General features: G+C 67.1%; 22 protein-coding genes and 1 pseudogene. 11 read left to right on the top strand and 12 right to left on the bottom strand.

From position 1 onward, the window contains the following. The first annotated feature begins 111 nt into the window (after positions 1 to 111). Positions 112 to 1311, top strand: a complete 1200-nt coding sequence (locus tag OU682_RS03770; protein ID WP_268940738.1) for a pyridoxal phosphate-dependent aminotransferase — start codon at positions 112 to 114, stop codon at positions 1309 to 1311. 28 nt (positions 1312 to 1339) lie between these two features. On the opposite strand, the gene OU682_RS03765 is transcribed toward OU682_RS03770, so the two are convergent. After that, the gene (locus OU682_RS03765; RefSeq protein WP_268940737.1) at positions 1340 to 1735 is read right to left on the bottom strand and encodes a DUF2147 domain-containing protein; all 396 of its coding nucleotides are present in this window, start codon (positions 1733 to 1735) and stop codon (positions 1340 to 1342) included. A gap of 156 nt (positions 1736 to 1891) precedes the next feature. Here OU682_RS03765 and OU682_RS03760 point away from each other — a divergent pair, with 156 nt between their 5' ends. The 3 genes from OU682_RS03760 to OU682_RS03750 are packed head-to-tail and all read left to right on the top strand — an operon-like array spanning position 1892 to position 4552. After that, entirely contained in the window at positions 1892 to 3088 is a 1197-nt protein-coding gene (locus OU682_RS03760) for an acyl-CoA dehydrogenase family protein (protein ID WP_268940736.1), read from the top strand. After that, entirely contained in the window at positions 3085 to 4059 is a 975-nt protein-coding gene (locus tag OU682_RS03755) for a LysR family transcriptional regulator (RefSeq protein WP_268940735.1), read from the top strand. Before OU682_RS03760 ends, OU682_RS03755 begins: the two co-directional genes overlap by 4 nt. Next, on the top strand, positions 4052 to 4552 hold the full coding sequence (locus tag OU682_RS03750) for a flavin reductase family protein (RefSeq protein ID WP_268940734.1): 501 nt from the start codon (positions 4052 to 4054) through the stop codon (positions 4550 to 4552). The genes OU682_RS03755 and OU682_RS03750 overlap by 8 nt, the downstream gene beginning before the upstream one ends. A 15-nt stretch (positions 4553 to 4567) precedes the next feature. Here the strand turns inward: OU682_RS03750 and OU682_RS03745 are convergent, their stop codons facing one another. The 4 genes and pseudogenes from OU682_RS03745 to OU682_RS03730 form a co-directional block, all read right to left on the bottom strand. After that, positions 4568 to 4969 carry a 5-oxoprolinase subunit C family protein gene (locus OU682_RS03745; protein WP_268940733.1) on the bottom strand — a complete coding sequence of 134 codons (402 nt, stop codon included), beginning with the start codon at positions 4967 to 4969 and terminating at the stop codon, positions 4568 to 4570. Next, positions 4966 to 5340, bottom strand: coding sequence for a 5-oxoprolinase subunit C family protein (locus OU682_RS03740; RefSeq protein ID WP_268940732.1), 375 nt, complete (start codon positions 5338 to 5340; stop codon positions 4966 to 4968). Before OU682_RS03740 ends, OU682_RS03745 begins: the two co-directional genes overlap by 4 nt. 91 nt (positions 5341 to 5431) lie before the next feature. Next, positions 5432 to 5893 carry a 5-oxoprolinase subunit B family protein gene (locus OU682_RS03735; protein ID WP_268940731.1) on the bottom strand — a complete coding sequence of 154 codons (462 nt, stop codon included), beginning with the start codon at positions 5891 to 5893 and terminating at the stop codon, positions 5432 to 5434. A 120-nt stretch (positions 5894 to 6013) separates the two neighbouring features. Then, positions 6014 to 6781 (bottom strand): annotated as a pseudogene (locus OU682_RS03730) (LamB/YcsF family protein). Between the two features lie 141 nt (positions 6782 to 6922). Between OU682_RS03730 and OU682_RS03725 the strand changes: the two are divergent. After that, a complete protein-coding gene (locus OU682_RS03725; RefSeq protein ID WP_268940730.1) occupies positions 6923 to 7363 on the top strand; it encodes a DUF1810 domain-containing protein in 441 nt (146 codons plus the stop codon). 68 nt (positions 7364 to 7431) lie between these two features. Next, complete coding sequence (locus tag OU682_RS03720; RefSeq protein ID WP_268940729.1) at positions 7432 to 8337, top strand: DMT family transporter; 906 nt, start codon at positions 7432 to 7434, stop codon at positions 8335 to 8337. 21 nt (positions 8338 to 8358) lie between these two features. Here OU682_RS03720 and OU682_RS03715 read toward each other — a convergent pair whose 3' ends face one another. Genes OU682_RS03715 through OU682_RS03685 form a run of 7 tightly spaced genes read right to left on the bottom strand, consistent with a single transcriptional unit; the run spans position 8359 to position 16326 of the window. Further along, positions 8359 to 9306, bottom strand: a complete 948-nt coding sequence (locus tag OU682_RS03715; RefSeq protein WP_268940728.1) for an ABC transporter substrate-binding protein — start codon at positions 9304 to 9306, stop codon at positions 8359 to 8361. Positions 9307 to 9331: 25 nt separating this feature from the next. Continuing rightward, the gene (locus OU682_RS03710) at positions 9332 to 10321 is read right to left on the bottom strand and encodes an ABC transporter permease (protein WP_268940727.1); all 990 of its coding nucleotides are present in this window, start codon (positions 10319 to 10321) and stop codon (positions 9332 to 9334) included. Beyond that, the gene (locus tag OU682_RS03705) at positions 10318 to 11823 is read right to left on the bottom strand and encodes a sugar ABC transporter ATP-binding protein (RefSeq protein ID WP_268940726.1); all 1506 of its coding nucleotides are present in this window, start codon (positions 11821 to 11823) and stop codon (positions 10318 to 10320) included. The genes OU682_RS03710 and OU682_RS03705 overlap by 4 nt, the downstream gene beginning before the upstream one ends. Next, positions 11808 to 12950, bottom strand: coding sequence for a Gfo/Idh/MocA family protein (locus tag OU682_RS03700; RefSeq protein WP_268940725.1), 1143 nt, complete (start codon positions 12948 to 12950; stop codon positions 11808 to 11810). Before OU682_RS03700 ends, OU682_RS03705 begins: the two co-directional genes overlap by 16 nt. Continuing rightward, on the bottom strand, positions 12950 to 14005 hold the full coding sequence (locus OU682_RS03695; protein WP_268940724.1) for a sugar phosphate isomerase/epimerase family protein: 1056 nt from the start codon (positions 14003 to 14005) through the stop codon (positions 12950 to 12952). The genes OU682_RS03700 and OU682_RS03695 overlap by 1 nt, the downstream gene beginning before the upstream one ends. A gap of 12 nt (positions 14006 to 14017) precedes the next feature. After that, positions 14018 to 15322, bottom strand: a complete 1305-nt coding sequence (gene xylA / locus OU682_RS03690; protein ID WP_268940723.1) for a xylose isomerase — start codon at positions 15320 to 15322, stop codon at positions 14018 to 14020. Next, positions 15319 to 16326 (bottom strand): LacI family DNA-binding transcriptional regulator, encoded by a 1008-nt coding sequence (locus OU682_RS03685; protein ID WP_268940722.1) that lies wholly within the window; start codon positions 16324 to 16326, stop codon positions 15319 to 15321. Before OU682_RS03685 ends, xylA begins: the two co-directional genes overlap by 4 nt. Before the next feature lie 160 nt (positions 16327 to 16486). Here OU682_RS03685 and OU682_RS03680 point away from each other — a divergent pair, with 160 nt between their 5' ends. The 5 genes from OU682_RS03680 (at position 16487) to paaC (ending at position 20890) form a co-directional block, all read left to right on the top strand. Then, a complete protein-coding gene (locus OU682_RS03680; protein ID WP_268940721.1) occupies positions 16487 to 17323 on the top strand; it encodes a PaaX family transcriptional regulator in 837 nt (278 codons plus the stop codon). A 122-nt stretch (positions 17324 to 17445) separates the two neighbouring features. Beyond that, entirely contained in the window at positions 17446 to 18651 is a 1206-nt protein-coding gene (gene pcaF / locus OU682_RS03675; protein WP_268940720.1) for a 3-oxoadipyl-CoA thiolase, read from the top strand. A 14-nt stretch (positions 18652 to 18665) separates the two neighbouring features. Next, positions 18666 to 19664 carry a 1,2-phenylacetyl-CoA epoxidase subunit PaaA gene (paaA, locus tag OU682_RS03670; protein WP_268940719.1) on the top strand — a complete coding sequence of 333 codons (999 nt, stop codon included), beginning with the start codon at positions 18666 to 18668 and terminating at the stop codon, positions 19662 to 19664. 75 nt (positions 19665 to 19739) lie between these two features. Further along, entirely contained in the window at positions 19740 to 20024 is a 285-nt protein-coding gene (gene paaB, locus OU682_RS03665; protein WP_268940718.1) for a 1,2-phenylacetyl-CoA epoxidase subunit PaaB, read from the top strand. Further along, on the top strand, positions 20024 to 20890 hold the full coding sequence (gene paaC / locus OU682_RS03660; RefSeq protein ID WP_268940717.1) for a 1,2-phenylacetyl-CoA epoxidase subunit PaaC: 867 nt from the start codon (positions 20024 to 20026) through the stop codon (positions 20888 to 20890). The genes paaB and paaC overlap by 1 nt, the downstream gene beginning before the upstream one ends.

Below are 20890 nucleotides of genomic sequence, written 5' to 3'. Positions count from 1 at the left end.
GATAGCGGGCGGAGGGTGCTTGATCAAACCCTAAACACCGCATGTTTCCCCTTGCATTTTTGATCAAACGATCAGATTGTGCGGAAAACATCATTCCCTTCCGGTATCCTCATGAAGCATCTTGCCAAGCGCATCACCGAAACCTCGAAGAAATCCTTCGGCATGTATGGCCGCGCCGCCGCCATGACCGGCCGCGATCTGATCCACATGGAACTGGGCCGCCCGCATGCCGACACGCCCGACCACATCAAGCAGGCGACCATCGACGCCATCCGCGCGGGCAAGGTCCATTATTCCGACCTGGCCGGCGTGCCCCACCTGCGCGAGGCGCTGCGCGAGAAGCTGGCGCGGCAGAACGGGCTGGAGGTCCCGGCGGACCGGATCATCGTGACGAACGGCCTGACGCATGGCTCCTATGCCGCGATCATGGCCTTTATCGATCCGGGGGACGAGGCGATCCTGCTGGAACCCTATTACCCCCAGCATGTCGGCAAGATCGAACTCGCGGGCGGCACGGTCGTGCTGGCGCCGCTGGATGCCGCCAACGGTTTCCGCATCGACCCCGCGCTGATCGAGCCGAAGATCACCGCGAAGACCAAGATGATCGTGCTGATCAACCCCTGCAACCCGACCGGCCGCGTCTATTCGCGCGACGAGTTGCAGGGGCTGGCCGACCTGGCGATCAGGCACGACCTGCTGGTCCTGGCCGACGAGGTCTACGAGGACATCCTGTTCGACGGCGCCCGCCACACCAGCATTGCCAGCCTGCCCGGCATGGCGGACCGCACCGTCAGCCTGTTCGCCTTCACCAAAAGCTATGCCATGGACGGCTGGCGCATTGGCTACATGGTGGCGCCCGACTGGGCCGTGGGCGCGCTGCTGAAGATCACCGCGAACGACGTGACCCATGTGAACACCTTTGTCCAGGAAGGCGCCCTGGCCGCCGTGACCGGCGACCCCGCCGTGCTGGAGGGCCTGATCGCCGAGGACAAGGCCAGGCGCGACATCGTCGTGTCGCGGCTGAACCAGATGTCCGGGATCACCTGCGCCTGGCCCGAGGGCACCATCTATGCCTTCCCCAACATCACGGCGACGGGCATGGCCTCGCAGGACCTGGCAGAGCTTCTGCTGGAGGAAACCGGCGTCGTGGTCGAGGCCGGCAGCTTCTATGGCGCGGCGGGCGAAGGGCACCTGCGCATCTGCTTCGGGTCGCTGTCCATCGAGCAGATCGGCGAAGCGATGGACCGGCTGCAGCGCTTCTTTGGCGGGCTCTCGCAGCCCGAAACCGTGGCGCAGGTCGGCGTGGCCTGAACGGGCGCAGGAATGGACGACGGGTGCCTTACCGCACCCGCTGCCAGGTGCCCGCGTTGCGGCAGATCATCAGGACGCAGCCGCCCACGTCCAGCGAATCACCGCGCAGCCGCAGGCGCGCGGTATAACTGCGTCCGGTTTCGGGATTGATGATCCGGCCTTCGCCATAGGTTCTGCCGTCCGTCGGCACGACATTGTCCAGGATCAGCGCGCCCAGGTCATTGGCCTTCACGGCGCGGCCTTGCGCGTCAAAGGTTTGCACGACCGTTCCGCAAAGCCCGCCCGCGCAGGGCTGGATCTGCACATGGCCAAAGCCGCCATCGCGCCCCGGCTGCGTCTGCCAGACCCCCGCCAGGGGATCGGCAGCCTGGACCGGCTGACCAAGCAGTGCAAAAGCGACAAGGGCAAGCAAGGCTGTCTTCATCCCCTGACCATAGCGCGCCCGACCCCGCTGGCAAGGCCCCAGCCCACCCTGTTCCTGCCGATCAATGGAATGAATACGCCTCATTCCCGCAATGCATTTGATTGATGCGCCCTGCCCGGTGTTTCCTTGCCCAATGCCGCAACAGGACCCGCGCCGATGAACCAGCCCCTTTCCCCCAGCACGTTTCCGGCCGCAACGCTGCCCGATTTTTCGCGCCTGACCGAGACGGTGGAGTTCCGACACCTGCTGGACAGCATCGCCGCCCGCGTGACCGAGATCGAGGAAGGCCGCCACGTTCCGCGCGACATCGTGGCGCTGATGAAGGCCGCGCGGATCTTCCGGTCCTCGACCCCGCGCATGTTCGGCGGGGACGCGATGGCGCCGCATCACTTCCTGAAGATGGTGGACAGGATCGGCACGGTGGACGGGTCGGCGGCATGGGTCGCCGCCTTCGGGTCCGCGAACACCTATACCGCCGCCCTGCCCTTGGATGCGCAGGCAATCATGTATGCCACCGGACCCGATCAGGTCTTCGCGGGCGGGCTGCACCCTGTCCAGCAGGCGGTCCGCACGGATGGCGGCTGGCGTGTCTCGGGGCGCTGGAAGTTCGCATCCGGCTGCATGGGCGCGGACTGGATCGGCGTCGGCATCGCGGGCACCCCGCAGGGCGCGGAAACCGATGCGCCGCCAACCGTGATGATGGCCGTGGCGCCCGCAGCCGAGGTCGGGATCGTCGAGTGCTGGGACGTGTCCGGCATGGTCGGCACCGGCAGCCACGACACCACTGTCACTGACAAGTTCTATCCCGACATGTGGGTCTGCGAACGCGGCGCCCCGGGCATCATCGACGAGCCGCTGTATCGCTATCCCTCCATGGCCTATCAGGCGCAGGTCCACGCCGCCTGCAACTTGGGCCTGGCCCGCGCCGCGATCGAGGCCGCGAAATCCGTATCCGGCGCGGCCAGGATCGCGGTCGGCCACGCGCGGCTTTGCGACCGCGCCTATTACCTGTCGGGCATCGCGGAATCCGAGGCCAGGCTGCGCGGCGCCCGCGCCTTCTTCTACGAGGCCGCCGAAGCCGCCTGGGACAGCCTGATGCGCGGAGATCCGGTCTTACTGGACGAAAATAACATGCTGCGGCTGTCCGCGTCCAACGCCGCCAAGGTGGGGGCGGAGGTCGTGCAAAAATGCTATACCATCGCCGGCATGGGGGTGATCGCGAAGACGAACCCGATGCAGCGGTACCTGCGCGACGCCATGGTCGTGACCCAGCACGCCGCCGTGACCGACATGATTTATGAAAATGCGGGCCGCGTGCTGCTGGGCCTGGACGCGCCGCGCGGCTATCCATGAACGCGCCCGCCGTTCCATTCGCGGCGGGAATGGCGCAGGCTGCCCCGATGAACCGCCTGCATTCCGCCCGCTTCGACCTGAACCTGGTCAAGGTCTTCCTAGCGATCTGGGACACCCGCAGCCTGACCCAGGCCGGCCAGCGCCTGGCCTTGACCCAGCCCGCCGTCAGCCATTCCCTGCGCCGCCTGCGCGAGCAGTTCGGCGATCCGCTGTTCCGCCGGGTCGGCAACCGGATGGAGCCGACGGATGTCGCCGCCCGCCTGCGCGAACCCTTCGAATCCTCTCTGTCGCTTCTGGAACAGACCATCCATGGCGCGCAAAGCTTTGTCCCCGCCCTGACGACACGGCATTTCCGCATCGCCATGACCGACACGGGCGAGCTGTTCGCGATGCCGCGCATCCTTGCGGCGCTTGAACAGGCCGCGCCCCTGGCCAGCCTGTCATCCGTCCGCCTTGATCCGGACGCTACCGAAGGCGCGCTGCGTGCGGGCCAGATCGACCTGGCGCTTGGCTATCTGCCGCAGTTGGAAGGGGCGCGCTGCAAGGGGCGGCTGGTCCTGCGCGACCACATGGTCTGCCTGATGCGCGAGGGCCATCCCGCCAGCCGGGGCGACTGGACGACGGATATCTTCCGGTCGCTGTCCTTTGTCGATGTCAGCCGCGCCGCGACCGGATACCAGATGGCGCGCGGGCTGATCGAGGACAGCGGGATGGGCCTGGCCACCCGCGCGCGGCTGGAGCATTTCACCATCGTCCCCGAAGTGGTGGCGCAGACCGATTATGTCGCGATCTTTCCGCATTCGATCTTTACCCGCCTGCAAGGCCGGGGCGGGTTCGTGGCGCGGGAACTGCCGTTCGAGCTGCCGTCCTATGACATCAAGCTTTGGATGCATGACAGCTTCGCCACCGACCCGGCCTTGGGCTGGTTCGCGGGGCTGATCACGGACGTCCTCCAGGCGGGGAATGGCTGAGATGGCTATCAGCACCGACCTGTTCCGCCAGTCCATGGCCCTGTTTCCAAGCGCCGTGACGCTGATCACCACCGGCCGGGGGAACGCCCGCCGCGGCATCACCGCGACCGCCGTCTGTTCGGTCAGCGACAGCCCGCCCAGCCTGCTGGTCTGCGTCAACCGCAAGACTGCGACCTGCACCGCAATCAGCCACACCGGCGGCTTCAGCGTGCAACTGCTGGACGACACCTCGGACGAGATCGCGATGGCCTTCGCGGGCGGGCGCAGGCTGGAAGGCGCGGCGAAATTCGGTGTGGGCCGGTGGGCCGACACCACCTTCGGCCAGCCGCGCCTGCTGACGGCGCTGGCCTGCCTGTCCTGCCGCGTGCTGACCGAAAGCGACAGCGGCAGCCACCGCATCTTCGTGGGCGAGATCGAGGAAGCCCACCTCGCCCCCGGCGACGCGCTGGTCTATGCGCGGTCCCGCTTTCGCAGGCTGCAGGCAGCGGGATAGGTTGCCAGGCAGGGGTCACCCTGCCCTTGAAAGCGACGCGCGATATGCCGCCGCGCCAAGGGCGGCCGTGCGTGCAAGGCCGACCGCCTGCCCGGGGCTGACCTTCTGGAAAGCCACGGCATCGCGGGGGCGAAGCTGGACAAGGCCGTCCAGGTCGCAATCCAGAACCGTCGCGATCTTGGGATAGCCCCCGGTCGTCTGGTGATCGGCCAGAAGAACCGTCGCGACCCCGTCGCCGGCCACCTGGATCGAGCCGCGCACGATCGGCTCGGACGGCATGTCAAGCGCCGCGTCAGGCGCAACCGGAGGTCCCGCCAGCCGGACCCCCATCCGGTCCCAGGCATCCGTCATCCGCCATGGGCCGGCCTTGAAGGCGGCAAGCGTTTCAGGGGAGAAGAATCGCTCCTGTGGACTCATGGTGACGCGGACCCTCGGCCGGGGGCGGGCGAGGACCGGACAGGGAATTTCGCCCGGCTCGCAGGCCCCGCGTCCGCCACCTCCAGTTGCCGGCCCGCCACCAGGCGGCCGCCGCCGAAACCGGACAAGGCATGGGTCGAGGCGCTGCAAAGCCAGGTCGGCACCTGCAGGCGCCCGGCCAGCGCGAGATAGCACCAGCTTCCCCATAACCCCGGACGAATCGCCAGCCTTTCGCCGGCTGCAAGGGTCACCGTCGCCCAGGATCCGCGCCTGCAGTCGCCATGATCGACAAGAAAGCCGCCGCCTGCGACCGCAAAGCCCAGCCTGCCCGACAGGCATTCCAGCACAAGGCCCCCCAGGGAAATTTCCATGGCCGGGCCGCGGGATCGTTGCCATGCGCAAGGTTCGCCGCGGCGAAGGAAAGCCGGTCCATGGGGCCGGAACGGGGCACGCCATAGCGCATCAAGCCCGGCCAGGCCGGTCGGTCAGGATGCGCGTGGGCGACCGGCCGATGATCCACCAGCCGGTTGGCATGGCCAGCGTCGAGACAAGGCATTGCCCTGCGGCGACAAGCACGCTGCCGGCAGGGACGCCGCGCACCGGCGCGGGCTTGCGCGGCATCCTGATGGCATCGGGGACACCCGCCAGATAGGCATAGCCCGGCGCGAAGCCATACATGACCACCTCGTATTGTCCCGAAAGATGGGCGGCCACGACCTCCTGGGGGCCGAGGCCCGTTGCCTGCGCGACCCTTGCAAGATCGGGCGCCAGATCGCCGTCATAGCAGACAAGCACCTCTCGCAGGGTCGATGCGGCGTTTGCCCCCGGGCCTTGGTCCAGCAGTTGCCGCGCCGCCCGTTCGGCAGCCGCATGGTCGCAGGCCAGGGGGTCGAAGCGGATCAGGATGGCGGCATAGGCCGGCACGCCTCCAGGAAGCCAGGGAAAGGGAATTCGGCCAACCCCCTGTCCAGACGGGCGACGCGGGCATGGATCGCGCGGTGGGGTGAAGGTGGGAAACTGACGCAAGGAACGGCCCCGGGGCGCTTACGTCGCGCCAGCCAGGAAGGGCGAGACGGAAATGCCGGCAGCTTCCGGCCGGGCGCGGATGCGTCCAGCCATCGCCGCCGCGCCGGGTGTGTCGCCGTGGACGCAGACCGACTGCGCCGCAAGTTCGATCGGCGGCGCCTCCGCCACCGGCATCCGGCCGGTTTGAAGAAAGTCCAGCAGCCGGTCCGCCGCGAGTTCAGCGTCGTGCAGGACGGCACCTGACCGCGACCGCGGCATCAGCCTGCCATTCGGCAGATAGGCGCGGTGCGCGAATATCTCGGAAAAGACCTCGACCCGGGCGGCGCAGGCTGCAAGCTCCAGCTCGGTGCCCGAGATCGCCAGGATCGCCAGGTTGCCCGGCAGGGCGGCGACGGCGGCGGCGATGGCATCCGCGACCTGCCGGTCGTCGGCCGCCAGGTTGGCAAGCGCCCCGTGCGGCTTGACATACCGGACCGTGGCCCCGGCGATCGCGGCGACGCCTTGCAGCGCGCCGACCTGTGCCGCGACCAGGCGCCCGATCTCGGCCGGTTGCATCGGGATCACACGGCGGCCGAAGCCCTCGCGGTCGGCATAGCCCGGATGGGCGCCGACGATGACGCCGCGCGCCGCAGCCCGGCGCAGGGTTTGAAACATGGTTTAGGGGTCGCTGGCATGGCCCCCGCAGGCAATATTGGCGGAACTGACGATCTCCAGCATGGCCGCATCGTCGCCCATCGACCCGGGACCGAACCCCTCGCCCAGGTCGGAATTCAGGTCGATCCGCATTTTGCCGTCCTGTAAACCCATCTCCAAGCCTGTATAATCCAGGAGGCGGCCGCCACAGGGATAATCGCCCCGGCGTGGGTCGCTGCGAACCAGGCGGGCCAGGGCGCGTTGATCCTGGCCTTGCCAGCAAAGGAAACCGCCATGGCCCGCCTTGACAAGGAAACCGACACGCTTGACCGCTTCGTGGCGGCGCAGGATGGCACCCATGAGGTCGCGCTTTCGGAGCTGAGGCGAGGCCGCAAGCAAAGCCACTGGATGTGGTTCATCTTCCCGCAGCTGCGCGGGCTCGGGATGTCGCCGATGTCGCATTACTATGGCATCGAGGATATGGACGAGGCGCGCCGCTATCTTGCGCATCCGGTTCTGGGCCCGCGGCTGATCGCCTGCGCCGAGGCGATCCTGGCCCATGGCAATCTTCCGGCCGAAACGATCCTCGGCCCGGTGGATGCCGTCAAGCTGTGCTCCTCGGCCACACTTTTCGCCGCTGTCGAGGGGGCGCCGCCGGTGTTCGAGCGGATCCTGGACACCTTTTTCGACGGCCATCCCTGCCGCTTCACGGCAGGCAAGGTCCTGAAGAAGTAAGGGCAGGCGGCCCCTTCCGTTTCGCCCTCTGCCGGCCTATGGTCCAGCGGTTTGATCGGGGGCAAGCAATGACGGCCAATATCGGATCTGCCGCCTTGGGGGGGCGGTCGGACTTTGTTCAGGGGCTGATCTGGATGGCCCTGTCCATGACGGCCTTCATCGGCATGTCGGTCGGATCGCGGGAAATGGCCGAAACCCTGTCGATCCGGCAGGTGCTGTTCTTCCGCGCGCTTGTCGGGCTGTTCGTGATCCTGGCTGTCGGCCGTGCCCTGTTCCCGGAAGTGCGCCGGGCCGCCAAGCTGCGCCTGCACCTTGCGCGCAACGTGATCCACTTCACCGCCCAGTATTTCTGGACCATCGGCGTCGTGCTGCTGCCCCTGGCGTCGGTCTTCGCGCTGGAGTTCACGATGCCCATCTGGGTGACGCTGTTCGCCTGGCTGTTGCTGCGCGAGCGGCTGACCGGCCCGCGCCTGCTGGCGACGGTGGGTGGATTTGTCGGCGTGATGGTGATCGTCAGGCCCGGCATCGGCATGGTCGATCCGGCGGCGGCGCTGGTCCTGGTCGCGGCCGCTGGCTACGGGCTGTCGCTGATCCTGGTGAAAAGGCTGACGCAGCACTGTTCGCCCGGCGCCATCGTCGTGTGGATGATCCTGATCCAGTTGCCGCTGGGCCTGCTGGCCGCGCTGACCGACTGGCAGCCCGTGTCGGTCACGGATATTCCCTGGATGCTGGTCGCGGGCGTGGGGGCGCTTGCAGCGCATTACTGCCAGGCCCAGGCGCTGAGGCGGCTGGATGCCTCGATCCTGATCCCCATCGACTTCCTGCGCGTGCCGATGGCTGCCGTCGTCGGTTATTACCTCTACGCGGAAGCGGTCGACCTTTGGGTCTTCCTGGGCGGCGGCATCATCCTGTTGTCGAACTTCCAGGCCGTGATGGCCGAACGGCGCAAGGCTGCGGCGGTCGCGGCCCCCTGACGGGGCCGCGTCCTTGCACCCTCAGAACGGGCTGTCGGGATAGTAGTAGCTTTCGGCGTTTTCCGGCGTGACCAGGACCGAGCCGATGATGAAATCGCCCGAGACCGGCGCCTGCGACACAAGGCCCACGGCGGTGATCTCGATGGCGGTGGCGATCATCGCGGGGGGATAGGTGACGTTGGCCGGGATCATCGCGTCGCCGTCCATGGTGCGCTTGACCATTTCCTTCATGCCCGCGCCGCCCAGGACGAACTTGATGTCGTCGCGGCCCGCGGCCTCGATGGCGCCAAGGGCACCCATGGCCATGTCGTCGTCGGACGCCCAGACCGCGTCAATCTGCGGGTACTTGGACAGGAAGTCCTGCATCACCGTGAAGGACTTGTCGCGGTTCCAGTCGCCATGTTCCATGCCCAGGACTTCGATGTTCTTGCCCTCGATTGCAGCCTGGAAGCCTTCGACCCGTTCGTTGTCGATGGTGGTCGGGATGCCGCGCAGCACGACGATCTTGCCGCCTTCAGGCAGGGCGCTTGCCATGAACTCGCCCGAAACACGCCCAAAGCCGGGGTTGTCGCCGGCGACATACAGATCCTCGATCCCTTCTTGCGCAAGGCCGCGGTCAACCACCGTGATCCAGGCGCCCGACGCCTTGACGTTCTGGACCGGGCCGGTCAGCGGCTCGGATTCGAAGGGCAGCACGACAAGCGCGTCGATGTTGCGGGTGGCGACCATGTCCTCGATGTCGTTGACCTGCTTGGCCGGATCGGATGCCGTCGCCAGCACGAAGTCCAGTTGCGGGTAAGCCTTCTCCAGCCGGTCCACGGTGGCCTGGGCAAAATAGTTCATGCCGCCCGCCCAGCCATGGGTCGCCGCCGGGATCGAGATGCCGATCACCTTGGTTTCCCCGTCCTGCGCAAGCGCGGGCGCGGCCAGAGCCACCGCCATGGCCAGCCCCGATACGAAATGCTTCATGTCTTCCCTCCCATTTGGACCCGCGTCAGCCGCGGGCTTTGCCTTCGCGCTGCAACACCACAGCGAGAACGATGATGGCCCCCTGAATCGCGCCGTTCAGGTATGGCGATACGAAATCCGTCAGGTTCAGCAGGTTGCCGATCAGCGTCAGGATCAGCACGCCGATCACCGTGCCCCAGACCCGGCCAAAGCCGCCCTTCAGCACGGTGCCGCCGATGATCACGGCGGCGATCGCCTCAAGCTCCCACAGCATCCCCGTGGCAGATGATGCGGATCCGAGGCGCGGCACGTACATGATGGTGGCGATGCCGACCAGCAGGCCAAGCGCGGCATAGGTCAGAAGCCGCACCCGGTCCACGCGGACCGATGAATAGCGAGCGACCTGGTCGTTCGATCCGATCGCCGCGCAGTAGCGGCCAAAGGCGGTTGATCGCATCACGATCTCGCCCAGGATGACCACGACGGCAAAGACGATGATCGGCCAGGTGATGCCGAAGACGCCGCCGTAATAGACCGGCTGGTAGAGGCTGCGCAGGTTGAAATCCAGGGACAGCGTGCCCCCGTCGGCCAGCCAGGTGACCAGGCTGCGATAGATGCCCATCGATCCCAGGGTGACGATAAAGGCCTCGATCCCCAGCCGGGTGATCAGGATGCCGTTCAGAAGCCCCGCTGCCAGCCCCGCCAGCAGGGCGACCGCCATGCCCACAAGGATCACCGGGACACCGACCCCCATCGTGGGCACCAGGCTGTTCATCACCAGGATCATCAGCCCGGCGATGAAGGCCGCCATCGATCCGACCGACAGATCCAGCCCCCCCGCCGTGATCACGAAGGTCATGCCCACGGCGATGATGCCGATGAAGGCCGACCGGGCCAGCACGTTCGTCACGTTGTCCCAGCCCAGGAAGTTCGGGTTCATCATGGCCCCCGCGACGACCAGCAGGATCAGGGCCAGGATCGGGCCGATCACGGTCATGCGGATGCGGCGGGGCGCGGAGGCGGTGACGTCGCTCATGCGGTTTCCTTCTCGGGGGACGGGGCCACGCCCATGGCAAGGCGGACGATGGCATCCTCGGTCGCGTCCGCGCCCAGTTCGCCGGTGACGCGGCCATGGCGCATGACCAGGATGCGGTCGGCCAGCCCGATCACCTCCTGCATTTCCGAGGAAATGACGACAATGGCGCGCCCTTCGGCGGCCAGCTTGCGGATGAAGACATACATCTGCTGCTTGGTGCCGATGTCGATGCCGCGCGTGGGTTCGTCGATGATGATGATCCGGGGATCGGCCAGCAGGGTCTTGGCGAACAACAGCTTTTGCTGGTTTCCCCCCGACAGGTTGCCGACAAGCGCCCCGCGATGGCCGCGGATGTCGAAATCCGCGATGGCCTGGTCCAGGGCGCGCTCCTCGGCGCCGGTGTCGATCAGGCCCCGGTCGAATTTCGCCAGCGCCTGCAGGGTCAGGTTCTCGCGCAGGCCCTTCCCCAACAGCAGGCCACGGGTCTTGCGATCCTCGGTCAGGTAGCACAGCCCAAGCGCCTGCGCCTGCCAGGGATGGTCGATCCTGACGCTTTCCCCGAAGATGCTGACATCGCCCGTGGCGGGGCGCAGGCCGCAGAGCCCCTCGAAAGTCTCGGTTCGGCCCGATCCGATCAGGCCGGCGACGCCCAGGACTTCGCCTTGGCGCAGGGTGAAGCCGACATCGCGGGAAAAGCCCGGAACGGTCAGGCTCCGGACCTCCAGCGCGACCTCGCCGGGCGTGGAAACCTTGGCGGGGAACAGATCCGACATTTCGCGCCCCACCATGGCATTGGCCATGGCGTGCTGGTCCATCAGGGACGCCTCTCCGGTCCAGACAACGCGGCCGTCGCGCATGATGGTCAGGTCGTCGGCGATCTCCTCGACCTCGTCCAGCTTGTGCGAGGTGAACAGCACCGCCGTTCCCGCCTCGCGCAGCGCGCGCACCTGGCGCAACAGGATCGCGGTCTCGGTTCGGGTCAGCACGGCGGTCGGTTCGTCCATGACCAGCACCCGGGTTTCGCGCAGCAGGGCCTTGGCGATCTCGACCATCTGCTTGTCGCTGTTCGACAGCGTGGACACCACCCGGTCGGGCGAGACGCGGCATTCCAGCCGGTCCAGCAGGTCCCGCGTCCGGGCGCGCATGGCGGGCTTGTCCAGCAGAAAGCCGCGCTTCAGTTCGCGGCCCAGGAAGATGTTCTGTTCGACGGTCAGCTGTTCCGCCAAGTTGAACTCCTGGTGGATCATCGAGATCCCCTGCGCCTCGGCCTGGCCCATGCTGGCGAAGGTCACGGGCTGGCCGTCCAGCAGCACCTCGCCCTGGGATGGGGGCTGGTATCCCGCCATGATCTTCATGGTGGTGGACTTGCCCGCGCCGTTTTCGCCGATCAGCGCATGGACGCGGCCAGGGCGCAGCGCGATGTCCACGCCGTGCAAGACCTCGATCGGGCCAAAGCTGCGGCTGACATTGCGCAGCGCCAGCACGCTCACAGCGTCACCCATGCGGCATTGCCCTGCGACGACCGGATGCAGGCGTCGATGAAGCGCATACCGGCCAGCCCTTCCTCCAGCCCCGGCAGCAGGTCCAGATCCGGCGCCCGGTCGCCCCGTTGCGCCGCCCGGATCGCCTGCGCGGCACCGGCATAGATATTGGCGAAGCCTTCCAGATAGCCCTCGGGGTGGCCGCCCGGCGTGCGGCTGACGGCGTTGGCGGCATCCGAGGCCCCCGCGCCCCGCCGCGTCAGCAGGCGCTTGGGTTCACCAAAGGGCGTGAACCACAGATAGTTCGGATCCTCCTGCAGCCATTCCAGCCCGCCCTTTTCGCCATAGACGCGCAGGCGCAAACCGTTTTCGTTGCCCGGCGCGACCTGCGAACACCACAGCATCCCGCGCGCGCCCTCGTGGAAGCGCAGCAGGACATGGGCGTTGTCATCGACCCGCCGCCCCGGCACGAAGCTTTGCAGGTCGGCCGACAGGCTTTCCACGGTCATTCCGGTGACGAAGCAGGCAAGGTTATGGGCATGGGTGCCGATATCGCCGATGGACCCGCCCGCCCCGCTGCGTTCGGGATCGGTGCGCCATTCGGCCTGCTTGTTGCTGCCCGTGGTTTCCGCGGCCTCGGTCAGCCAGTCCTGCGCATATTCGACCTGCACCACGCGGATGGCCCCCAGGTCGCCCGCCGCGATCATGGCGCGCGCCTGCCGGATCATCGGATAGCCGGTGTAGTTGTGCGTCAGGATGAACAGCGCGTCCGAGTGGCGGATGGCGGCTTCCAGCTCTGCCGCCTGCGCCATGGTCGCGGTCAGCGGCTTGTCGCAGATCACATGGATGCCGCGCCGCAGGAAGGTCGCCGCCGCCGGGCCGTGGACGTGGTTCGGGGTGACGATGGCGACCGCCTCGATCCCGTCGGGACGCGCGGCCTCGGCCTCGGCCATCTCCTCGAAGCTGCCATAGCAGCGGTCGGGATTCAGCCCCAGGGCCGCGCCGCTGTCGCGCGATTTCTCAGGCGTCGAGGACAGCGCCCCGGCGACCAGATCGAATTCCCCGTCGATGCGCGCGGCGATGCGGTGGACCGCACCGATGAAGGCATCCTTGCCGCCCCCGACCATGCCAAGCCTGATGCGGGTCATCACGAAATCCCCAGCATCCGGCGGTTCGCGGCGTCATCCGTGCCGCCGCCCGCGAAGTCGTCGAAGGCCGCCTCGGTCACGCGGATGATGTGGCTGCGGACGAACTCGGCCCCTTCGCGCGCGCCATCCTCGGGGTGCTTCAGGCAGCATTCCCATTCGACCACGGCCCAGCCGTCGAAATCATTGGCCGCCATCTTCGAGAAGATCGCCCCGAAATCGACCTGCCCGTCGCCCAAGGATCGGAAGCGCCCGGCCCGGTCCACCCAAGGCTGGAAGCCGCCATAGACGCCCTTGCGCCCGGTCGGGTTGAATTCCGCATCCTTGACATGGAACATGCGGATGCGGTCCTTGTAGATGTCGATGTTGTCCAGGTAATCTAGGCATTGCAGGACATAGTGCGACGGATCATACAGCATGTTCGCCCGCGCATGGCCGTTCACGCGGTCCAGGAACATCTCGAAGCTGTCGCCGTCGTGCAGATCCTCGCCGGGGTGGATTTCATAGCAGACATCGACGCCGCAATCCTCGGCATGATCCAGGATCGGGCGCCAGCGGCGGGCGAGCTCGTCGAAGGCGGTTTCCACCAGACCCGCCGGCCGCTGCGGCCAAGGATAGACAAAGGGCCAGGCCAGCGCGCCGGAAAAGCTGGCCATGGCGGTCAGGCCCAGGTTGCGGCTGGCCGCCAGCGCCATCTTCACCTGGTCCACGGCCCATTCCTGCCGGGCCTTGGGATTGCCGCGCCTTTCCGGCACGGTGAAGCCGTCGAAAGCCTCGTCATAGGCGGGGTGGACGGCGACAAGCTGGCCCTGCAGATGGGTCGAAAGCTCGGTGATCTGCACGCCGTTCGCGGCGGCGACGCCCGCGATCTCGTCGCAGTAATCCTTGCTGTCCGCCGCCTTGGCCAGGTCGAACAGCCGCCCGTCCCAGCTTGGCACCTGCACGCCCAGATAGCCGCAATCGGCCGCCCATCTGGTGATGCCGTCCCACGAGTTGAAGGGCGCCTGATCGCCCGCGAATTGCGCCAGGAACAGCGCCGGCCCCTTGATGGTCTTCATGGCCGTCCCTCCTCAGACATATCGGTTGACCAGATTTTCCAGAATTTCCTGCCGGCCCGAGACCGGCTGCGGATCAAGGCCCGCCGCCACCGCCCGGTCGGCGATCCCGTCCAGCGTCGCGCCCGGCGCCAGCATGGCCTGCGCGTCCGGGCGCTGCCATCCGGCATAACGGTCGCGCCGGGCGGCCTCCAGCCGGTCCTCCTCCAGCATCCGGGCTGCCGCCCTGAGGCCCCGTGCGCAGACATCCATCGCGCCGGCATGGGCCATCACCAGATCCTCGGCGTCCAGCGACTGGCGGCGGATCTTGGCGTCGAAATTGGTGCCGCCGGTGGTGAAGCCGCCGCCCTTGAGGATCTCGTAATAGGCCAGCGTCACCTCGGCCACGTTGTTCGGGAACTGGTCAGTGTCCCAGCCCGACTGCTGGTCGTTGCGGTTCATGTCGATCGAACCGAAGATGCCAAGCGCGTTGGCAAGCGCGATCTCATGCTCGAAGCTGTGGCCCGCCAGGATCGCGTGGCCCTGTTCGATATTGACCTTGACCTCACCCTCAAGCCCGTAACGCTTCAGGAAGCCGTAAACCGTCGCCACGTCGAAATCGTACTGGTGCTTGGTCGGCTCCTGCGGCTTGGGTTCGATCAGGATGGTGCCCGCGAAGCCGATCTTGTGCTTGTAATCGACCACCATGGACAGGAAGCGGCCCATCTGGTCCAGTTCGCGTCCCAGATCCGTGTTCAGCAGCGTCTCGTATCCCTCTCGCCCGCCCCAGAGGACATAGTTCGCGCCGCCAAGCCGGTGGGTCACGTCCAGGCAGTCGCGCACGGTGGCGGCGGCATATGCGAAGACATCGGGATCGGGGTTCGTGGCCGCCCCCGCCATGTAGCGGCGGTTGGTGAACAGGTTGGCGGTGCCCCATAAAAGGCGCGGCCCGCCGTCTTCCATCTTCGCTGCCATCAGGTCGGCGATGCGGTTCAGCCGGTCGCGGCTTTCGGACAGGCTGTCGCCTTCGGGTCGCACGTCGTGGTCGTGGAAACAGAAGAACGGCGCGCCCAGGATGCGGAAGAAGTCAAAGGCCGCCTCGACGCGCTGTTCGGCCAGTTCCATCGTGTCGGCGGGAAACCACGGCCGGTCGAAGGTCCGCCCGCCGAAGGGATCGCCCCCTTCCCAGCCGAAGCTGTGCCAATAGGCCACCGCAAAGCGCAGGTGATCCTTCAGCCGCCTGCCCATCACAACCTCGTCCGGGTCGTAATGGCGGAAGGCGGGACCTTCGGCGTCGGGATCAAAGGCCAGCGGCGGGATCGAGGCGAAATAGCCGGTCATGCAGGGACTCCAGGCAGGTTTTCCTTGAAGAAGATCGCGGGCGTGATCACGGCCGCCGGAGGCTCTTCGCCGTCGGCGATGGCGCGCATGGCGTCCAGGGCGCGGGCGGCTTCCTCGGCCGGTTTCTGGTCGATGACCACGTCGATCAGGTCGCGCTCCAGCGCGGCGCGCGAATGCGGCGTCAGTTCGTGCAGGACGACAAAGGGCCGTCCTTCGCCCCCGGCCTCCATCAGGGCGATCAGCCCGCGATTGCCCGCCCCAATGGAATAGATGCCGGTGATCCCCGCATCGGCGCGAAGGGCCGCGTCCAGCCTGTCGCGCATCCGGTCCGGCTGGTCGTGAACCTCGACCGGGGGCAGCAGCACCAGCCGCGAGCCGGGCGCCGCCAGAACCTCGGCCGCGCCGTCCAGCCGTTCGCGATGATCGCGCAGGGACAGCGATCCCAGGACCGGCAGGATCCGTCCCGCCCCGCGCCCGTGGGCCAGCCGCAGCAGGCGCCCCGCCGTGCGTCCCGCGACGGTATTGTCGATGCCGACATAGCCGCGCCGCGACCCGTCGATGTCCGATACAAGCGTGATGGCGGGAATGCCCCGGTCGGTCAGTTCGGCCATGACCTGCGCCAGCCCTTCGGATTCCGTGCCGACAAGGGCCGCGCAGTCCCACTCTCCCCCTTCCCGGATGGCATCATCGGGGCGGCTGGGATCGCAAAGCGTGACCGAAACCCGATCCGCCGCCCGCGCCTCGGCCTGCGCCAGGAGGGCCTGCCCGAGACTCGAGAAGAAGCCGTGGTCGCCCTGCGGCAAGAACACCGCAAAGCGATAGCTGCGCCGGCGCGACAGGTTCGCCGCACGGATGTCGCGCCGGTAGCCAAGTTCCTGGATGGCGCGCTGGACGCGCTGGATCGACTTCGCGGCCACCCCACCGCGTTCGTTCAGAACCCGGTCGGCCGTCGAATAGCTGACACCAGCAGCCCGCGCCACGTCATGCAGCGTAGGGTTTGACATTGCCGGATTTTCCTCCCGCCGCCAGAATTCGGCGGAAAAAGAAACACGTCAATCATTTTCTTTGGGCGGGCGCCGGTGGAGTTCCCGGCGCCTGGCATGCTAGCGTGACCCGCTGTCCCCTGCGGGCAGCGGACATGCCCTGAATGCCCCCGGATTCGCGATGACCCAGACCGACCTGATCCAGCGCCTGACCGTTGATCTTCCGATCACGGCCGGATCCTTCATCGTCACCGTTTATGGCGACGTGGTGGTGCCGCGCGGCGAGGTGTTGTGGATCGGCAGCCTGATCGCGATCTGCGCCCGCATCGGCATCAGCGAGAACCTGGTGCGCACCGCCGTTTCCCGGCTGGTGGCAGCGGGCCGGCTGGAAGGCGAGCGGGTCGGGCGGCGCAGCTTCTATCGCCTGGCCCCCGCCGCCCGCGCCGAATTCGCCGAGGCGGCGCGGCTGCTTTATGCGCGCAACCAGCCTTCGGGCGACTGGCTGGTGCTGCTGGATCCCCACCTGCCCGAGGATCTGGCCCGCCGTCACCGCATGGCCCGGATCGGAGGCGATCTGTGGCTGTGCCCGGCGCGGAACGATCTGCCGCCAACCGGTGGCCTGGTGCTGCGCGCGACAACCGTGGCGGGCACCGACCAGTTGCCGCAACTCGCGCGCTTCTGGGACTTGGACACGCTGGCCGCGCGTTATCGCGACGTGCTGGATCGCTTCACGCCGCTGGCCGGGGTCGTCCCGGCGATCACGCCCGAGGATGCGCTGATCGCCCGCCTGCTTCTGGTGCATCTGTATCGCGGCGTGCTTCTGCGCGACCCCGGCCTGCCAGCGGCCGCCCTGCCCCCTGACTGGCCGGGAACCGAGGCGCAGGCCTTGTTCCGAAACCTTTATCCCGCGCTGACGCCCCTGGCCGAGGCGCATGTCGCCAAGGTCATGGAGGGCGACGACGGCCCCCTGGCCGAAACCACGCCCCGCAGCCAGGCCCGGCTGCAGGCGCTTGCTTGAAACATTACAGCATCGCCCACATTTATCTTTGCGATGTAATATGACGGGTGTTATAAGCTGACCAATCGGTCGATGAATTGGGAGAATCATCGCCGCCTTCTGCAAATTCCGGGGGTTCCTGCATGTCCGAAGCCTTCATCTGCGACGCGATCCGCACGCCGGTCGGCCGCTACGGCGGCGCCCTTGCGTCGATCCGCGCCGACGATCTGGCGGCCCTGCCGCTCCAGGCGCTGATGTCGCGCAATCCCGGCGTGGACTGGTCCGCCGTGGACGACGTGATCCTGGGCTGCGCCAACCAGGCGGGCGAGGATAACCGCAACGTCGCCCGCATGGCCGTGCTGCTGGCCGGGATGCCGGTCGGCGTGCCGGGAACCACGGTCAACCGCCTTTGCGGGTCGGGCATGGACGCCATCGGCATGGCCGCGCGCGCGATCAGGGCCGGCGACTGCGACTTCGTGGTCGCGGGCGGGGTCGAGTCGATGACCCGCGCGCCCTTCGTCATGCCCAAGGCGGAAACCGCATTCGCGCGGGCGAATGCCGTCTATGACACCACCATCGGCTGGCGCTTCCCGAACCATGCGCTGCGCAAGGCTTACGGCACCGATTCGATGCCCGAAACCGCCGACAACGTGGCCGCCGATTACGGCATCAGCCGCGCCGACCAGGACGCCTTCGCGGCGCGGTCACAGGAACGCTGGGCCGCAGCCCAGGCCGAAGGTCGCTTCGCGGACGAGATCGTGCCGGTGCATGTGCCCCAGAAGAAGGGCGACCACGTCACCGTCGATACCGACGAACATCCCCGTCCCGGCACCACGGTCGAGACGCTGGCCAGGCTGAAGGGCGTGAACGGTCCCGACCTGACGGTAACGGCGGGCAACGCGTCCGGCGTGAACGACGGGGCGGCGGCGCTGGCCATCCTGTCCGGGGAAGCCGCCCGCGCGCAGGGCCTGACGCCCAGGGCGCGGATCGTCGGCATGGCCGCGGCGGGCGTGGAACCCCGCATCATGGGCGTGGGTCCGGTGCCTGCGGTGCGCAGGGTCCTGGCGCGCACGGGCCTGTCGCTTACCCAAATGGATGTGATAGAATTGAACGAAGCCTTTGCCGCACAGGGGCTGGCCGTGCTTCGCGACCTGGGGATTGCCGACGACGACCCGCGCGTGAACCCGAATGGCGGCGCCATCGCCATCGGCCATCCCTTGGGCATGTCCGGCGCCCGCCTTGTCACCACCGCGATGTACCAGCTGATCCGCACCGGCGGACGCTATGCCCTTTGCACCATGTGCGTGGGCGTCGGCCAGGGCATCGCCATCATCATCGAACGCGTCTGAAGGGGAAGACTGCCATGTATGCACAGCTGGTCAAATCCGAAGGGTCCAAGTCCCGCGACGAGATGACGCCCGAGGAGATCGCCTTCCAGGAGCGCATCGACCGGGGCGAGAAGATCGAGCCCAAGGAATGGATGCCCGAGGGCTATCGCAAGACGCTGATCCGCCAGATCGGCCAGCACGCCCATTCGGAAATCGTGGGCCAGTTGCCCGAGGGCAACTGGATCACCCGCGCGCCCACCCTGGAACGCAAGGCGATCCTGCTGGCCAAGGTGCAGGACGAGGCCGGGCACGGCCTTTACCTTTACTGCGCCGCCGAGACGCTGGGCGTCAGCCGCGACGAGCTTCTGGAAAAGCTGCACAGCGGCAACATGAAGTATTCGTCGATCTTCAACTATCCGACGCTGACCTGGGCCGACATGGGCGCGGTCGGCTGGCTGGTCGATGGCGCGGCCATCATGAACCAGGTGCCGCTGCAGCGCACGTCCTATGGTCCCTATTCCCGCGCGATGATCCGCATCTGCAAGGAGGAGTCGTTCCACCAGCGGCAGGGCTACGACATCATGATGAAGATGTGTTCGGGCACGCCCGAGCAGAAGGCGATGGCCCAGGATGCGATGAACCGCTTCTGGTATCCGGCGCTGATGATGTTTGGCCCGTCCGACAAGGACTCGGTCCATTCCGCGCAGTCGATGGCGTGGAAGATCAAGATCAACACGAACGACGAGCTGCGCCAGAAATTCGTGGACCAGACTGTTCCGCAGGCCGAATACCTGGGCCTGACCATTCCCGACCCGGACCTGAAGTGGAACGAGGAAAAGGGCGGCTATGATTTCAGCGAGCCCGACTGGTCGGAGTTCTTCGCGGTGATCGCCGGCAACGGCCCCTGCAACGAGGAACGCCTGGGCGCCCGCGTCAAGGCCTGGGAAGACGGCGCCTGGTTCCGCGACGGCCTGATGGCCCACGCCACCAAGGCCGAGGAACGCCGCCGGTCCGCCCGCCACGCCGCCGAATAACGGCGCAAGCATACCATCCGGGCGCGGCGACGCGCCCGTCCCAGCCACATCCCCGCAGCTTTGGGAGGAGAAGTCATGCCCAGCGAATGGCCGCTTTGGGAAATCTTCATTCGAGGCCAGCACGGCCTGAACCACCGCCATGTCGGCAGCCTGCACGCCCCGGACGCGGAAATGGCGATCCGTCATGCCCGTGACGTTTATACCCGTCGCAACGAAGGCGTGTCGATCTGGGTCGTGAAGGCCAACGACATCACCGCCTCCGCGCCGTCGGAAAAGGGCCCGTTGTTCGATCCGTCGAACAGCAAGGTTTACCGCCACCCGACCTTTTATGACATTCCCGATGAAGTGGGGCACATGTGATGCCGTCGCTTCCCGACATGACCACGCCGAACCTGTCGGAACTGGCAGGCAAGGCCCTGGCCGAAAGCGGCCACGTCACCGTGCCGGCGCCCGACGCCGGGCAGGAACAGTTCAGCGAATGGTTGCAGCGCATGGGCGACAACGCCCTGATCCTGGGTCATCGCGCATCCGAATGGTGCGGCCATGCCCCGGCCCTGGAGGAGGACATCGCGCTTGCCAACCAGGCGCTTGACCTGATCGGCCAGTGCCAGTTGTGGCTGGGCCTTGCGGCCGAGGTCGAGGCCAAGGGCGGCGATGCCGACAGGCTGGCCTATCTGCGCGACGCGGGCGCCTTCCGCAACCTGCTGCTGGTGGAGCTGCCGAACGGCGACTTCGGCATGACGCTGATGCGCCAGTTCCTGTTCGACGCCTTTCACCACACGCTTTTGCTGGCGCTGAAGACCTCGTCCGACAGCCGCGTGGCCGACATCGCCGCCAAGGCGGAAAAAGAGGTCGCCTATCACCTGGAACGGTCCGCCGACCTGGTGATCCGCCTGGGCGACGGCACCGCCGAAAGCCACAACCGGATGCAGGCCGCCCTGACGAAGCTGTGGTCCTATACCGGAGAGATGTTTGCCGACGATGCCGTCGATCAGGCCATGGCCGACGCGGGCATCGCGCCCCTGCCCTCGACCCTGAAGGCCGCCTGGGAAAAGACCGTGACGGCCGTCCTGGACGAGGCGACGCTGGTCCCGCCCGCCAGTGCCTGGCAGCACGGGATCACCGGATCGGGCGGCGGCAAGAAGGGGGTCCATACGGAACATCTGGGCTATATCCTGGCCGAGATGCAGTTCCTGCAGCGCGCCTATCCCGGCGCCCGGTGGTGA

It is taken from the genome of Paracoccus benzoatiresistens (assembly GCF_026913015.1).
Taxonomy (GTDB): domain Bacteria; phylum Pseudomonadota; class Alphaproteobacteria; order Rhodobacterales; family Rhodobacteraceae; genus Paracoccus; species Paracoccus benzoatiresistens.
Note: the sequence above shows the minus strand (reverse complement) of the source record. Positions and strands in the feature narration are given on the sequence as shown.